This is a genomic window from Sphingobacterium bambusae (assembly GCF_033955345.1).
Taxonomy (GTDB): domain Bacteria; phylum Bacteroidota; class Bacteroidia; order Sphingobacteriales; family Sphingobacteriaceae; genus Sphingobacterium; species Sphingobacterium bambusae.
In genome coordinates this window covers 2,854,454-2,869,558 of record NZ_CP138332.1, presented here as the reverse complement: position 1 = coordinate 2,869,558, position 15,105 = coordinate 2,854,454, and the positions used below count along the sequence as shown (strand labels likewise).

11 protein-coding genes are annotated in these 15,105 nt (G+C 48.2%); 6 read left to right on the top strand and 5 right to left on the bottom strand.

Translation table 11 applies throughout. The features are described from left to right. Positions 1–112 precede the first annotated feature (112 nt). The gene (locus tag SCB77_RS11995) at positions 113–1,123 is read right to left on the bottom strand and encodes a zinc-binding alcohol dehydrogenase family protein (protein WP_320182246.1); all 1,011 of its coding nucleotides are present in this window, start codon (positions 1,121–1,123) and stop codon (positions 113–115) included. Between the two features lie 18 nt (positions 1,124–1,141). Further along, complete coding sequence (locus SCB77_RS11990) at positions 1,142–1,885, bottom strand: rhamnogalacturonan acetylesterase (RefSeq protein ID WP_320182245.1); 744 nt, start codon at positions 1,883–1,885, stop codon at positions 1,142–1,144. Between the two features lie 172 nt (positions 1,886–2,057). Here SCB77_RS11990 and SCB77_RS11985 point away from each other — a divergent pair, with 172 nt between their 5' ends. From SCB77_RS11985 to SCB77_RS11960, 6 genes are all read left to right on the top strand, one after another. Beyond that, positions 2,058–3,692, top strand: a complete 1,635-nt coding sequence (locus SCB77_RS11985; RefSeq protein ID WP_320186620.1) for a glycoside hydrolase family 43 protein — start codon at positions 2,058–2,060, stop codon at positions 3,690–3,692. A 6-nt stretch (positions 3,693–3,698) separates the two neighbouring features. Further along, positions 3,699–4,700 (top strand): pectinesterase family protein, encoded by a 1,002-nt coding sequence (locus tag SCB77_RS11980; protein WP_320182244.1) that lies wholly within the window; start codon positions 3,699–3,701, stop codon positions 4,698–4,700. A gap of 316 nt (positions 4,701–5,016) precedes the next feature. Continuing rightward, positions 5,017–5,358, top strand: coding sequence for a hypothetical protein (locus SCB77_RS11975; protein ID WP_320182243.1), 342 nt, complete (start codon positions 5,017–5,019; stop codon positions 5,356–5,358). A gap of 80 nt (positions 5,359–5,438) precedes the next feature. Next, complete coding sequence (locus SCB77_RS11970; RefSeq protein ID WP_320182242.1) at positions 5,439–6,221, top strand: GLPGLI family protein; 783 nt, start codon at positions 5,439–5,441, stop codon at positions 6,219–6,221. Further along, entirely contained in the window at positions 6,202–8,895 is a 2,694-nt protein-coding gene (locus tag SCB77_RS11965; protein ID WP_320182241.1) for a TonB-dependent receptor, read from the top strand. The genes SCB77_RS11970 and SCB77_RS11965 overlap by 20 nt, the downstream gene beginning before the upstream one ends. Positions 8,896–8,991: 96 nt before the next feature. After that, entirely contained in the window at positions 8,992–10,203 is a 1,212-nt protein-coding gene (locus SCB77_RS11960; protein WP_320182240.1) for a hypothetical protein, read from the top strand. A gap of 4 nt (positions 10,204–10,207) precedes the next feature. Here SCB77_RS11960 and SCB77_RS11955 read toward each other — a convergent pair whose 3' ends face one another. From SCB77_RS11955 to SCB77_RS11945, 3 genes are read right to left on the bottom strand one after another with little or no spacing between them, the layout of a single operon-like run. Then, a complete protein-coding gene (locus SCB77_RS11955; RefSeq protein ID WP_320182239.1) occupies positions 10,208–12,262 on the bottom strand; it encodes a glycoside hydrolase domain-containing protein in 2,055 nt (684 codons plus the stop codon). 53 nt (positions 12,263–12,315) lie between these two features. Then, the gene (locus SCB77_RS11950; protein WP_320182238.1) at positions 12,316–13,560 is read right to left on the bottom strand and encodes a YdcF family protein; all 1,245 of its coding nucleotides are present in this window, start codon (positions 13,558–13,560) and stop codon (positions 12,316–12,318) included. 9 nt (positions 13,561–13,569) lie between these two features. Continuing rightward, a complete protein-coding gene (locus SCB77_RS11945; protein WP_320182237.1) occupies positions 13,570–15,090 on the bottom strand; it encodes a RagB/SusD family nutrient uptake outer membrane protein in 1,521 nt (506 codons plus the stop codon). Positions 15,091–15,105: the final 15 nt, after the last annotated feature.

The window sequence follows — 15,105 nt, the reverse complement described above, 5'->3', positions numbered from 1 at the left end:
ATCGGTAACGTTTGCGTTTTGCAGGATATCTCGGAACGACATAGCCCAGCATTGTTTTTTGGAATAGGGCAGGACGATAGCCCTTCACTAAAGCGCTTTAGTGGTGCTATAATCAATCAAACTCAATCACTGTTTTAATGCCTTTACTAAGCGGAGTGTTGCTATCTTCAAATAGCGCCGCAGCCTCGCTAAAATTCACTCTTCTGGTAATAAACTGATCCGATTTCAAAGATTTGTCGCGCAGGCGCTCCATGACGTATTGAAAATCGCTAGCCACGGCGTTACGGCTGCTCATGAGTGTACCTTCCCGCTTGTGGAACTCAGGGTGGCTAAAGTGGATCTCTTCTTTCTGTAGCCCCACCAACACATAACGAGCACCATGAGCCATATACTGGAAAGCATTATTAATAGCTCCCGTATTGCCCGTAGCATCAAAGATTAGGGTCGGCATATCGCCGGCGGTGATGGTCTGCAGCTGCGCAAACACATCCGTATCTCGACCAGATAGTGTATGCGTGGCACCTAGATCGCGGGCGTACTGCAGGCGTGCATTATCCACATCCAGCGCAATCACGTTGGCTCCGGCGATGGCGGCAAGGGCTATAATCCCCAAGCCTATCGGGCCAACACCGATCACCAGTACATATTCTCCAGGAATGACGCCTCCACGCTGTATGCCATGCGCGCCAATAGCCAAGGGCTCTACCAAGACCAAGTCATCATAATCCAAGCCTTCCTCTTTACGGAGCGACGCCGAAGGCACCACTACATATTCGGCCATAGCGCCATCGATATGCACGCCTAGCACCCGCATATCGGTGCTGCAATTGGGCTTGCCCATACGCGAGGCGATATCTTTACCTTCGGTAAAATAGGGAATGAGCGTTACTTTGTCGCCTTCGGAAAATCCTTCGGCATCTCCCTTCACATAGTCCGCCGCCACTTCGTGCCCCAACACGCGGGGATAGGAGAAAAAGGGCTGACGACCGGCAAAAGCATGAATATCCGTTCCACAGATTCCTATCTTACGCACGCGTAGCAAGGATTGCCCGGGGCCCGGTTCGGGGATTGCTTCATCTACATAGGCAAAGGTTCCGGGCTCTACACAAACAAGTTTCTTCATGTCGTATTTTTATATTTTTTATTTTTTTAATTCCTTGGCTAAGGGTATATGCTGCTTGCTTAGGGCCTCCGCAACCAGCCGGGCAACGGCGTCGGCTCCTTCCACATTGAGGTGGGTATTGTCCTTAACGCCTTGTGGATAGTTCGTCGAGCCCTCGGGCAGATGCAGAAAATAGGCCATTGATTCGGCCTCGCCTTTTTCCGCCAACATGGCTCCAGTTAGCTGCGTCAGGTCGATCAGCGCTACGTCCAAGCTATCGGCCAGCTCCATCATGCCTTCGGCGTATGCTTTGTGCGTGTTGGCTGGTTTGCCCTGCACAAAGGATCGCCGCGCAATAGGGGTCAACAAAATGGGGATGGCCTCTTTGGCGCGTGCTGCCTGCACAAAAAGAGCGAGGTTTGCTTTGTACTCGTCGACGGTTACGCCTACATTGGGCTTGTCCACTTTTTCATCGTTATGCCCAAACTGTATCAATAGGTAATCGCCCTTTTGCAGGCCTTGTTGTACGCCATCCCAAAGTCCCTCGCGAATGAAGGACTTGGTGCTTCGTCCATTTTTTGCGGTATTGTTTACCTGGACGTGTTCGTTGAACAGCGTCGCAAACGGTACGCCCCAACCGGTCTCTGGGTATTTGTTTTCGGCCTTGATGGCCATCGTGGAATCGCCCATCATCCAGACGGTAAGTTTCTTCTTCTGCCAAGCAAAACTACATAGCAGCAGCAGCATAAGGCTGCCAACTCCATAAATAAAATACCTGTTCATGAGCTTCCTAGATTTACAATGTTGTTTATGCCGCTGAATTTCTACATTTTTTTGGACTAATCCATAAAATTAAACGCAATCGTTGCCGGTAACGATTGCACACTTCTTTGTTTGTTACCGCCCTGAAATTATGTATTCTTGTGAGTACCAATATAAATCCAAAATCGCTGTGATGAATAAACTTGTGCTCTTATCGCTTTGCTCATTCTTGACGTCAAGCCATTACGCCATTTCGCAGGAGAAAAATATCTCTTCGGTGTGGGTAGCCGACCTAGGCAATGGGCAATATAAAAACCCCATCTTGCATGCCGACTACTCCGATCCCGATGCGATTCGCGTGGGTGACGATTTTTACATGATAGCCTCTAGCTTTAACCATGCCCCGGGGCTTCCGCTGCTGCATTCCAAGGATTTGGTGAATTGGCGTATCCTTACGCATGTGCTCCCTTACCAACGTCCCTTGGATGTGTTTAGCCGCGTTCAGCATGGCAATGGGGTATGGGCACCAGCCATCCGTTTTCATAAAGGCGAGTTTTACATCTACTTCCCCGACCCTGATTACGGTATTTACATGACCAAAACTAAGGATCCTGCCGGCAGCTGGAGCGACCCCGTATTGGTATTTGCAGGAAAAGGGCTCATAGACCCTTGCCCGTTTTGGGATGAGGACGGAAAAGCCTACTTGGCCTATGCCTATGCCGGCAGCAGGGCTGGACTGAAAAGCGTACTGGCCATCGCCCGCCTGAATGCGGAGGGCACGCAGGTGTTGGATCGCGGCAGCATCGTGTATGATGGGCACGAGCTTGACCCGACGATCGAAGGACCCAAAGTGCATAAACGAAATGGATATTACTACCTCTTTGCACCAGCGGGAGGCGTAGCCACCGGATGGCAGCTGGTGCTACGCTCCAAGAACATTTACGGCCCTTATGAACGAAAAGTGGTGATGAACCAGGGAAATACGCCCATTAACGGACCACATCAAGGGGCTTGGGTAGACACCCAAACGGGCGAAGACTGGTTCTTGCACTTTCAGGATAAAGACGCTTATGGACGCATCGTGCACCTACAGCCCATGAAATGGACAAACGACTGGCCGGTGATTGGCGCGGACAAAAAAAATACAGGAATAGGGGAGCCGGTGCTGACCTACAAAAAGCCGAATGTCGGGAACACATACCCCATAGAAACGCCCGCCGAATCAGACGAGTTTAACAGCACAACCTTGGGGAAACAGTGGCAGTGGCAGGCCAACCCTGACGGCACTTGGCTGATGCCCAGCAACCATGGACACCTCCGCCTATACACCCAACTGCCGCCCCCGGAAGCGCAAAACCTGTTGGATATTCCCAATATACTGACGCAGAAATTTCCGGCCGAGGAATTTATGGCGACCAGCAAGCTGCGCCTGATTGGTAACCCGAAGCTGGAAAGCGAAGTTGCCGGTTTTGCCGTGATTGGCGAGGACTACAGCCACCTCTACCTGATACAGCGTAAAGGGGAGCAGGTGCTGTATTACGGGACTTGCAAAAATGGGCTTACCAACGGCAAGGAGACCGCGCAGGAAGTTACCAAAGTAGCCGATAAAAGCGATGTGTACCTGCGCGTGATCGTAAAAAAAGGGGGTATCTGCCACTGGTCTTACAGCTTGGATGGCAAAGCTTTTACACCCGTGGGCGAGGCTTTCATCGCAAAACCCGGAAAATGGATCGGCGCCACCTTGGGCCTGTATGCTGCTAGAAAACAGACCATCAACGATAGTGGCTATGCCGACATCGATTGGTTTAGGATAGAACCTTTAAAATAAAGACCGATGTACCTCAACAAGACTTTGCTATGCGCCATCCTTTGTTTTCTGCTGCTAAGAGCGGGCGCACAAACGACGGACAACCGACTGGAGCTCGTGGTATCGCAAGCGGGCGATGCGGATTTCAAAACGATCCAAGAGGCGATCAATCAAGTAAGGGATCATGCAGAGAGGCTGGTAACCATACATATCAAAGCGGGTACCTACCACGAGAAAATCGTGATCCCGGCCTATAAAAGAAACGTCCGATTAAAAGGGGAAGGTCGCGAAAAAACGATCATCAGCTTCGACGACTATTCGGGCAAGCCCTTTCGTGGTATTGATGTGACGGGAAATGCGAACTATAGCACTTATACGTCATACGTGCTGCTGATGGCGGCCAACGACTGTAGCCTGGAAGATCTGACCATCATCAATACCGCAGGCCGCGTAGGCCAAGCGGTGGCTCTGCATACGGAAGGCGACCGCATCAGCATACGCAACTGCAACATCTTGGGCAACCAAGACAGCTTTTACTTGGCCAAAGCGGGCACACGAAATTTTGTAGAAAACTGCTTGATTTCCGGAACAACAGATTTTATATTCGGCGCAGCAACAGCCTACTTTCTAAATTGCCAGATAGAGAGCTTAAGCAACTCCTACATCACGGCGGCTTCGACCACCGCACATGACAAGCATGGCTTTGTATTTGATTCCTGCACGCTGCTTGCAAAAGATAGCGCAGTAACCAAGGTTTACCTAGGACGCCCGTGGCGCCCCTATGCGAAAACGGTATTCATCAACTGCGAACTGGGCAAACACATTGTTCCAGAAGGTTGGCACCCTTGGCCCGGAGACAAAAACTTCCCAAATAAGGAACAAACGACCTTTTATGCTGAATATGGCAGCAAAGGTCTCGGCGGCAGCGCTGTCTCCAAGCGCGTATCTTGGTCTAAACAATTACGCAAAAAGGATCTCCGGCAGTATACGATATCGGCTGTTCTAGGCGATTGGAACCCTTCTTTTTAGTGTGCTAGAGGTGGCTTAGGGGAGACCGCGGACGGCGAAACATGGCCAACTACGCCTTAAGGTGGCTGTTATGCAACCGTGCAGATTTTTTTACATCTCGTTCTCGTCGCTATATCTAGTATAGGAACCTTTACAATTGCGCAGCGGTTTCAGCATACTCATAAAATCAAAAACCCGTTAAATATACGCGAATAATAAACCGCTCTTTACGAATATTAAGCGAACTCAATAATTACGTTCCCTCATCCTATTTTTATTACCATGTAATTAAAACATGCCCCAAAGGCATGGATGGTAAAACAAAATAATGATAAAAATGAAAAAATTATTTATGAGCTTGATGGCCGTAACGGTGCTATCAACAGCGGCTATTGCCGGCACGGACACAAACGCTCCAAAAGAAAGCGCTGATGTAAAAACAGCGACTGAAAAACCTACCGAAAACAACAGCGAAGCTGAAGTTGCCGAATCGACAGAAGAAAACAACGCAATGTTTAGAAAAAAATGTGTTTACACATTTACAGTGTACAACACTAACGGGCAAGTGATCGATTCTTTCACCTCGTCAACTTATGTAGAAAACTCCTGCTCAGGATTCTTCGGATCCGCAGCTATCATGTACAGACACATGCTTGCAGATGGCAGCCTAGGGATATAAGTCCTAGAAATCTATTTCAGTCGAATCTCAAATGCAAAACTTAAGCGAGGCCCAGCCTCGCTTTTTCAAACCCAACGATCATGAACAAATACTTTTTATTCTTTCTCCTATCACTGGGCACTACGGCTTCCTATGGACAAAAGCTAAAAGCTGTGTACGAATACATCCTATCGCCCATGGCGACCTATCGCGAAGAGGTTTATTTTCAGGACGGTGTGAAAACCTCCGTCCGCGATTCGATACCACAGTCTAAAGCCAATGCTGGCAATGAAGAGGAAGAGGACGGAGAAATGAGCGGCAGTATGTCGGTTATGATAGATATGGGCAAGGTATACCGAAACATCGTCATCCAAAAAAACAATTCGACGCAACTGCTGGAAACGAACTCAATCAAAGGTAGCAACTACTTGATTAGCGACGATTTCCCTACTCTGGACTGGAACACCAACTACACGGATGTAGATACGCTGGGCAAATATATCTGCCATAAAGCTACCGCAGCTTACCGCGGCACTACGATCGTGGCCTATTATACGGAAGATATTCCGGTACCTGCCGGGCCATACAAATTTGCTGGCCTGCCGGGTCTTATCGTCATGCTATACAACGAAGGAGCCAACCCGCACTACTGGCTGCTGAAAGAAATCGAATACCCCTTTACAGGCGGCATACCCGTTAACGAGAAATACATGAATTCGCTCCCCAAACTCAGTCTGGAGAACTACATAAAAAAAGCAGATCTCGCAAATGAAGAGCACGTGCGCATGATGATGAGCAAAATGCCCCTCGTGGAAGGCGTAACCGTCGAACGTAAAAAGATTCGCGGTAGTGTAGAGCAGGTATATGAGTGGGAGAAAAATTAGGCTCACGGTAGGATGTCTTGGGCTATGCCTATTGTCCTTGTTTACACAGGCACAGGTCGCCATACGGGGCAGGGTTAGCCTCAACGGTGAAGCTTTACCTAGCGTGCGCGTAGACTTAAGGCTTGAGGCCGACTCGCAAATGCTGGCCTACACCTTTAGCGACGAGCGGGGAAATTATCGTTTACAGCACGCGCAGACCGAAAAATTGATGCTGCAATTCAGGGCGCTTGGTTTCGAGCCGATTAGCTTAAGAGTTGTACCCACACAAGCCGACACCCTTATTGATGTGCAAATGCAGCCCGGTGGTGTCCAACGATTACAAGAGGTAATCGTACACGCCAAACAGCCTTACCGAAATGGCCGAGATACTGTCGAACTGTCCGTAAACTCTTTTTTACAGGGCGATGAACGCAATGTAGAAGATCTGCTGCGCAAGATTCCAGGGATTAATGTAGGCACCGATGGAAGCATCAAGATTGGCAACAAAGAAGTGGAAAAGGTGATGGTAGAAGGCGACGACTTCTTCGAAAAAGGCTACCGCCTGCTGACACAAAATATGAGCGTGCAGCCGCTAGAAAAAATTCAAGTACTGCAACGTTATTCCAACAACAAGCAGCTAAAAGGCATCGAAAACTCGGACAAGGTAGCCCTTAACCTGCAGCTGAAAGACGACAGCAAAAACCAGTGGATGGGCACGGTGGGACTGCAGGGCTCAGCGATCGATTTAAAATATTACCAAGCCAGCGCCAACCTGATGAATTTTAGCAAGCGCAGCAAATATTACCTATTGGCTAGCGCCAACAACAATGGACACGATGCGGTAAGCAGCATCAACCACCTCATTCAGTCCGGCTCGGCAAACGAGCCCGGGCAAATTGGCGTGGATGTAGGCACGCCCACCCTTATTGATAACACACCCAACCTGCCCTACTTCGATTATCGGCGCACGAACTTCAATAATGACAAGCTGGTATCATTAAATACCATTTTAAACCCTACATCGGCATTGAAAATCAAATGGCTGGGCTTTGTCAACACTACGAAAAAAACATTCTACCGCAATACGGTGCAGGAATATAACCTGGAAGACATTCAATTTAGCATCACCGAAAACTATGAATTTACCCGCAAAATCGATAATTATTTCACCAAACTGGAACTGCAGTATGAGCCTAGCGCCAGCGCCATGCTGAACTATACCGGAACGCTAGGATCGCTGAACAGCAACGAGTTGGGCGAGCTTGTTTTTAATAACGTAGCGAGCTTGGAAACCACCAAAAATAAGGGCCACCTCACGAACCATAACCTTACGTACAGCCGCAAACTCTCGGAGCGGGAAGCATTGATTAGCTCTTTACGCTTCATTAGCCAACAGTCGCCCGTTGCTTACAGCATCAACCAATATTATTACCAAGATCTTTTTGGTACCGACTCGGTGAGTGAGGTACAACAGCAGATAGCCAACAACCTACGCTACGTTGGGGCGACCTCCCATTATGTAAGCCGACAAAAAGAAGGCAATTTTCTTGAGCTCGCGCTACGTTCAACCTATCAACAGCAGCAGCTGAACAGCCAATTGCAGCTACTGCCGACCGCCGAAGCAGCGCAACAAATGGTTGTATCGCCCCCAGCGTTTGCCAATGATATGACCTTAAGCTTATTTCAAACTTCCGCTATTGGCAAATACACGGTAAAACAACGCCGCTGGGAGCTCACTCCGCGCCTGCAAGCCGGCATGGTACATAGCCGTTTGGCCAATTTTGAGCAGCAAAAACGCAAGAACGACCTGCAGCTCTCCCCAGGCCTATCGGCAAAATGGGCCATACACCGAAAGGGACGACTGGAAACGGACCTTTTTTTTCAACAGCAAAATGCTACACTTCCCGAATTGATACCCAACTATTACAGCAGCGGTGTACGTAATTTTGTAAAAGGGATGGATAACTTCGTGAACTTAAGCAGCTCGGGCGGGACACTCCTGTATACGTATGGGAATATGAGCGATCGCTTTTTTGCCAGGGTACACATCGGGCACCAGATTTTGTTTGACTACATTGGAACGGAAAGCGAGCTCAACCCCAATTTTAATCTTGTGCAGCAGCGCTTGCTCAAAAATAAAACCGCTACTTATTATAAAGGAGAACTGAATTATTATTTAAAATCCTTGCATGGAAATATGCGTCTGGATGTTGGCTTCAACAGGGATGATTACGAAACTTTGGTAACCGGACTGGGGAGCAGGCAAATCCGAAGCAACACATACGACTATGGACTATCCTTCCGAAGCTCTTGGAAATCTAGCTTCAATATATATACATCGTACCGCATTCAAAGCAATAGCTACCGCACCGATGGCACGATAAATACCTTGACAAACAGCCAAGCTTTTCTGCATCTCTTTTTAAACTTGGGCAGCGATTTGCAGTTCAGCCTTAAGAACGAATCGTATCGCTTTGGAAGCTTGCCCCAACAAAAAGCGCAAACGTATTATTTCTCCGATTTTTCGGTGTTTTACGAACTCAAAAAATACAAAACCCGGTTTGACATAACGGCTAAAAACATACTCAACACCCGCTCATTCAGAAATGCCATGCTCACGGACATCTCGCGCTACACGACCGAATACCGGCTGTTCCCTCGCTACGTAAGCTTTGGGGTAGATTATAATTTTTAAACGCTAGATCGCTATACAGTCTTTGCACATGTTATTAGGTATGATATTTGAAGGATGGATATCAACATAAATCGAAATAAACAACCTACCGAAAGCATGAGATTATTGCCCTTATTTGTTTGTATTCTGTTGTTCAACGCCTGCGCTGCGCAGCAACAAGAAAGCTATTGGAAAGCTGCTGAAATTGTTAAAGCCGATGGAGAAGCCTTCAGGGGCATAACCGAGTCTTATATGGAGATGCTGATGGACATGCAGCTGCACATACAGCTGAAAGGCGACAGCTTGATCGTTGATTATCCCTATCAGCGTAGCCTAGAGATTTCTACATTTAAATCGCTTACCAATGCGCGCATCGAGCAAACTGGGGCACTTTTGGATAGTGTGGAGAAGGTTGAAGTAACATCAGAAAGCTTGAAAATCTGGTTTCGCTATTTGGGCACGAGCGAAAAGGATAACCGCTTTTGCTTGCACATGCTGCCGCAGAATCGCGAGAGCTACGTGCAAGAACTGGAGCAGCTCTACAAAGAAAGCTCAGCAAATGCGGCAGCGTTTGGAGCGATCGATCTTTCCGCGCTGAAACTCGCGGCGTTCAAAATGCCCGAAATTGATCCTCGCACGCTGGCCAAAATCAACCCGATCCAAATGGCGCAAGAACTTACGGGCGACGAGCAGAGCACGAAAGCCATTGATAGAACGTTTACATTGACCAAAGGAGCGCTAAAGCAGGAATACAGCAATATCGGCCTAGAAAACAGCGCAACACCCACAGCTCGTCTTCAGGGTGTGGATTTCCACACGACGGAGTATATCAGCGACGCAAAAAACAAGACGCTGCAGGCCGTTATCGCCGTTGAAAAGAACGTGGAGCAGTCGGTATTATTGAAGCTCTATGATGAGCTACTGGCGCAAAATAAGGATGCACAGGTCGCCCAATTTGGGCTACCTAAATTTTACGAGGATGGCACGGCGCTAGGCATCCATAGTTTTATGGCGATTACGCTGAAAAGTGGTTCGCAGACCATAAAATTTGCGATAGACGATGTACCGGAAGAGTTGTACATCGCCGAAGTAGACCAAAATATAGCCGTACCCGCAGAAGGGGGCACGGCCGATGAAATAAAAAAGATCTTTCGTCACTACCTTGGCTTAATAGATCGAACAAACCTGAACATATTTATTGTTTCCAATGAATTTGATCAGCTGTTGCATGCCAAGGAAAACAGCAGCGAAAGCCTGACTAGCGGGAACATCAACAACTATGTCTTTAAATGGACGCGTTTGACGGATATTTGGGACAGCCAGGAATAATGAACTACAACTTATCGTCCTTCTCCAAGTCTGCAATCCAGATCGTATCCTGCCCGTACTTGCTTGGGCTATCCGTTGCATCGATCTCCAAATGACCGCCTTTTGCAATTTCATCATGGCGTAGCCAAAGGCGATTCAGGTCTTTGCCATTAAGGCGCACACGCTGTATGTAGCGGTTCTCCTGTTTGAAACCATGAACAGTAATCTTTAACTTGTTTTTTCCCTCGCCTAACGTGATCGATGGAAACAAGGGAACATTCAGGTAATACACCGGTGCGCCGACCAAGGGTTGCTGTAGGCCTAATGCCGTCATGACAAACCAGCCCGACATGGCGCCAGCATCATCATCCATCGTGCGCACGAAAGCCTTCGGTTCGTTTTTATAGATGCGGTCTATAAAGGGATCGATCCCGCGACTGTTGTCATTGAAGTAGTACTGCACAACGGTATCTAAGGCCAGTTCATGCAGCAAGGACTGATAACGCCAAGGCTTGTCGCTGGCGTAGTAAAGCGTGGGCGATTGTATATCCGGTTCGTTGGCGCGGTTGAAATAATAATTGTCGAAAAAATCATCCAACTGCTTCGACAACTCGGCCTTACCGCCAATTAAGCGCGTAAGCCCGACCATATCATAGGGTACGTTCCAACGGTATTGGCGTATGGTGCCTTGATACATATTGCGTGCAGACATGCGATCCACATCCCGCTGGGAAAGATCTCTAAATTCTTTATTCCAAATGTTCTTATAGGTTCGGCTACGTGCATTGTAATGCGCACTGTCTTTCGGCAACAGCCGTGCCATAGCCCACATATCATAAGCAGCCTCCAAATACTTATCGGGCTTACTGAAGTCAAAACGTGAAGTATCGCGGATCAGCGAGTCGCGGATGCCTTTGACATCTAGGCTAAATCCTTTGCGCTGGGCATCAAGTAAAACCACCGCAGCATGCTCGGTACGTACGGAGTTAGCGGGCTCTTGCGGACCTGCGAAATCATACTTTCCATATTTATAAAGATCGGCGATGGATGAAACAATATCTTGATACTTGCTTGGAAAAGCCAAGGCCAATAGGGGCAGCTGGGTTTTATAATTGTCCCAAATGGCCCAACCGTGGTAGCGCTGTCCTTTGGCTTGGTGGATCTGTCCATCGGTGCCCCGATAGCGACCATCCGCCTCGGAGGTGCGATAAGGCGATTGCAAGGTGCGATAGAAAAGACTGTAGAATAGCTTAACGCGATCCGAGTCGCCCTCTACCTGAATGTGCGACAGCTGCTCGTTCCAATGTTGCAGTGTTATTTTCTTCAAAGAGGCATAGTCGACGTTCTTGTTTTTGTGCAATGTCTGCAAGGCCGAAGCTTCATCGACAGCAGAAAAGGCAACTTTAAGTTCTGCCCGCTCAGCTTCGCTTTCCAAGGCGATAGTCACCTCTTGATCCGCTGTTGTCGTTGTCCCTTTGGGAAGACTAATCGCGTAATATATGCTATAGGTACCGGCATGGCAAGTGGTCTTTGCACGAACTTTACCAAGTAGGGTTCCATCGGCCAATAGTTTGTACTCATTGGAAACAAAAGCCCCGTTAAAGGCGTGGTTTAGCCGGAGCCGGACACCTTTTTTTCCTTTCGGAAATGTATATTGATGAATGCCCAAGTTTTCGTGTACCGCAAAACGGGCTTGAATTCCTTCTTTCAAGTCAATTTCATAAAAACCCGGACCCGCCTGTTCGCTGCTTTTCTCCAAAATGCCTACCTGTTCTCCGACATAAGGCTGCACCATCAGCAAACCGCCGCTGCCCACGCATCCCACCCCTTCGAAACGATTGTGGGTGAAGCCCACGATCTTCTTGGCATAATGTTCATAGCCGGCATGGAGATTTGGAGAGGTCTGTGGGGCGATATCCATTTGATGGAATGGGGAAGAGGCTCCCGGAGACAGTTGCCCGTGGTCGCCCGATGTACCCAAAAAAACATTCACCTGATCGGCTATCTGCTGAGCCGATAGGTTGATACTCGCCGTAGCCAGTAAAGCCGAAAAAAGATAGGGTTTAAGATTGCGAAGCATGTTGATTTTAATTTAGAGCTAAAATAACCATTTAAAACGGTTTAGCAAATTTGTTAGGGATCCAAAGGCTCATCGGGGTCAATCGTCAAGGCCTCTATGCGCGGCTTAAACTCGAGGATAACATCGCTCACGCGTTTACCAAGTACATAGGGCACATATCCAAGCTCGCGCATGCAACGATCCGCCATCCGTTCTACAGCATTGATGTGGGCCACGCTACTGTTTACAATGGCAAACTTATCCTTTGGAAATCCGTATTTCAGCAGGATACGTGCCGTATTGCGTAGGTTCGTGGTGGTATGTCGGGCATGAGGATCGATCAATATCGCTTCTTCGGGCACTCGGAGCACCTCCATCAGGTATCGTTTCATCTCGATGGCTTCAATAAAGGTCGTTTTGTAGGGATGCACACGTCCGCCCGAGACAACAATAAAGGGAGCTAGTCCGTCAAAATAACTGCGCGCTGCCATTCGGCTGCGCAGCATACCGCCCGGGCTTATCGGTTGTCCGTAAACCTCTGGCCCTGCGCCCAGCGTTAACAGCAAACTGTAGGGATATTGGGCAAAATCTGTCTTGGATATCGCCTCGTAGGCCCGTTTATTTTCCTTTTCAATCAGCGGCTCGAGCTGCGCGGCATCCCAACGCTCATTAACCTCCAACAAGCGAACCGCCGTTAGCAAGGTCGTGTGAAAAGCATCTTCGGGCTGTCTGATATCGGTCAACACGTCTTGTCGCACATCAAGCAGTAGGCCAAGGTATCGCGGATCACGTACGTTAAAAGATATAGAATCGATCTTCGGGTAATTGGGTTTCTTTGCACCGGCATAGATATCGATTACGAGATTCATCGCTTCCATATCCTGCCGAATGGCTTTCGCAAAGTAGGCTTCCGCAGGTACACCGGCAGACGGGCCATAAGCCTGACTCGGCAACAGCTGCGTTTCCAGCATCTTTAATAGGCCCGCATCCGTGGATACGCGTTTTGTCCAGCGTTGCGTAAACAATTCGAGCTCTTGTGGGCTCCATTTGAAGGCCTGCAGCATACAGTCCAGATCCTTACAGGCTAAGCTTGCGGCATAGCGCTGTTGCTTTTTCGACAATAGTTCCGCTATTTGTTTATCCTCCGCCAACATGCGCTGTAGGATTTCCGGATGTTGATTCAATAAAAAGGTCGCCAAGTAATTCTTCGCGACCACCCAATCCTGCGGCGTTTCGTAGGCCGCAGTAACCTGTGCTTGTGTGGGCAAGAAACAGCACCACACAAGCATCAGGCATGTTATTTTTAGCAATTTGTACATGCTTAGCGGTTAATAGCCCGCATTTTGATACATACGCGTCGGGTCAAGCTGATATTCATCAAAAGGAATAGGGTAGTACCTATCTTTGGTGTTGATATTGGAAAGCTGTGCATTTCCATAGTCGGCCTGACTTTTTGCTTTAAAATACGCGACCAATTCCGCAGCATTGTAATTACGGATCAAATCAAACCAACGGTGGTTCTCAAAGGCTAGCTCTACACGACGTTCGTGTAAAATAGCGTCCTTCAGTGTTGGATACTTTGTATTGTAACTTGTGTTGTTTCTCGAGGTTGCGTAATTGGGCAGACCAGCACGCTCGCGTACCTCATTCAGCAACACGATAGCTTCTGCATCTTTGCCTAAGTTCATTTTTGCTTCGGCCAGCAGCAGCATCACATCAGCATAACGAATCAAAATCCAGTCGTTACCACCCCAACCGGCCGTCCCGGCAGCGTCGCTATTGTCCCTGAATTTGGTAATGAAATAGTCATTTACCTGGCTATTAGCAGCAAACTTGATTGAGAAGTCTTTGCGGCCATCACCTTGCTCATAATCTTTCACCAAATCCGGAGTGACATTGCCTCCGATACCTGTCGAAGGGTATTGCGAATTTACGGTCTCTCCGCGTGCTTGATTGTTGCGCGCAATCGATGAACTATAGTTCTGATCGCCCTGCAGATATTGCACCTGGAAGATCAACTCCTTACAGTCCATCTTTCTATCTACATCGAACACCTGCTCATAGGGAATCTCATTTAGCTTGCCAAAGGTCCGCATGCCATATGCAGCGCTCAGATGCTGCTCTGCGCGTTGAAAGTTTTCTGTGCTACCTTCGGCGACAGTGGAGCCCATCGTCAGGTACACCTGACCCAATATGGCATTTATAGCTGCCTTAGATGTCCTTCCTACAGCATATTCCAATTGCGTGTTGGGCAGGTTGCTATCCAGTGCATCAGTAAGATCAGCGACAATTTGCTGGTAGATAACAGCCTCAGGCTGGCGGAAGGCCAACTCATTGGCCTGCTCCTTACTTGTCACTTCCACTATCGCCAAGGGAAGGTCACCAAATTTACGCACCATGTGGAAGTAAAGTAGTCCACGAACAAACTTGGTCTCCGCAATATACCGCTTCTTCAAGGCCTCATCGGTGAAAGAAACCTGATCGATGCGTGAAAGAAGCGTATTACAACGGGAGATACCATCAAACATATTGGCCCAATGGCTTTTCAGGTAGGAATTGCTAGGCAGAATGGAGAAGTCGTTAAACTGGAAAGGCTCACCAGCATTCGACTGGTTGTCGTCACGTCCTGTATTGTCTGAACGTTCCTCACTGAACAGCCCACTTCCTTCACCAATGTTATTCCCTGAGCGCAAAGCCTGATATACACCATTGACGGCAAGTAGAACGTCATTCTCCGTTTCAAAATAGTTCTCTACGGCTACTTTATTGGGGTCTAACTGATTTAGAAAATCTTCCTTACAAGAGGCTAGGCTCAAAAGTAGAAAGGGTAAAATATATCTTTTTTTCATTACTGTATTTTTAAT

Coding starts and splice junctions, on each gene's coding strand:
- SCB77_RS11995 (WP_320182246.1), bottom strand. CDS start 1,123: ATGAAGAAACTTGTTTGTGTAGAGCCCGGAACCTTTGCCTATGTAGAT.
- SCB77_RS11990 (WP_320182245.1), bottom strand. CDS start 1,885: ATGAACAGGTATTTTATTTATGGAGTTGGCAGCCTTATGCTGCTGCTG.
- SCB77_RS11985 (WP_320186620.1), top strand. CDS start 2,058: ATGAATAAACTTGTGCTCTTATCGCTTTGCTCATTCTTGACGTCAAGC.
- SCB77_RS11980 (WP_320182244.1), top strand. CDS start 3,699: ATGTACCTCAACAAGACTTTGCTATGCGCCATCCTTTGTTTTCTGCTG.
- SCB77_RS11975 (WP_320182243.1), top strand. CDS start 5,017: ATGAAAAAATTATTTATGAGCTTGATGGCCGTAACGGTGCTATCAACA.
- SCB77_RS11970 (WP_320182242.1), top strand. CDS start 5,439: ATGAACAAATACTTTTTATTCTTTCTCCTATCACTGGGCACTACGGCT.
- SCB77_RS11965 (WP_320182241.1), top strand. CDS start 6,202: ATGAGTGGGAGAAAAATTAGGCTCACGGTAGGATGTCTTGGGCTATGC.
- SCB77_RS11960 (WP_320182240.1), top strand. CDS start 8,992: ATGAGATTATTGCCCTTATTTGTTTGTATTCTGTTGTTCAACGCCTGC.
- SCB77_RS11955 (WP_320182239.1), bottom strand. CDS start 12,262: ATGCTTCGCAATCTTAAACCCTATCTTTTTTCGGCTTTACTGGCTACG.
- SCB77_RS11950 (WP_320182238.1), bottom strand. CDS start 13,560: ATGTACAAATTGCTAAAAATAACATGCCTGATGCTTGTGTGGTGCTGT.
- SCB77_RS11945 (WP_320182237.1), bottom strand. CDS start 15,090: ATGAAAAAAAGATATATTTTACCCTTTCTACTTTTGAGCCTAGCCTCT.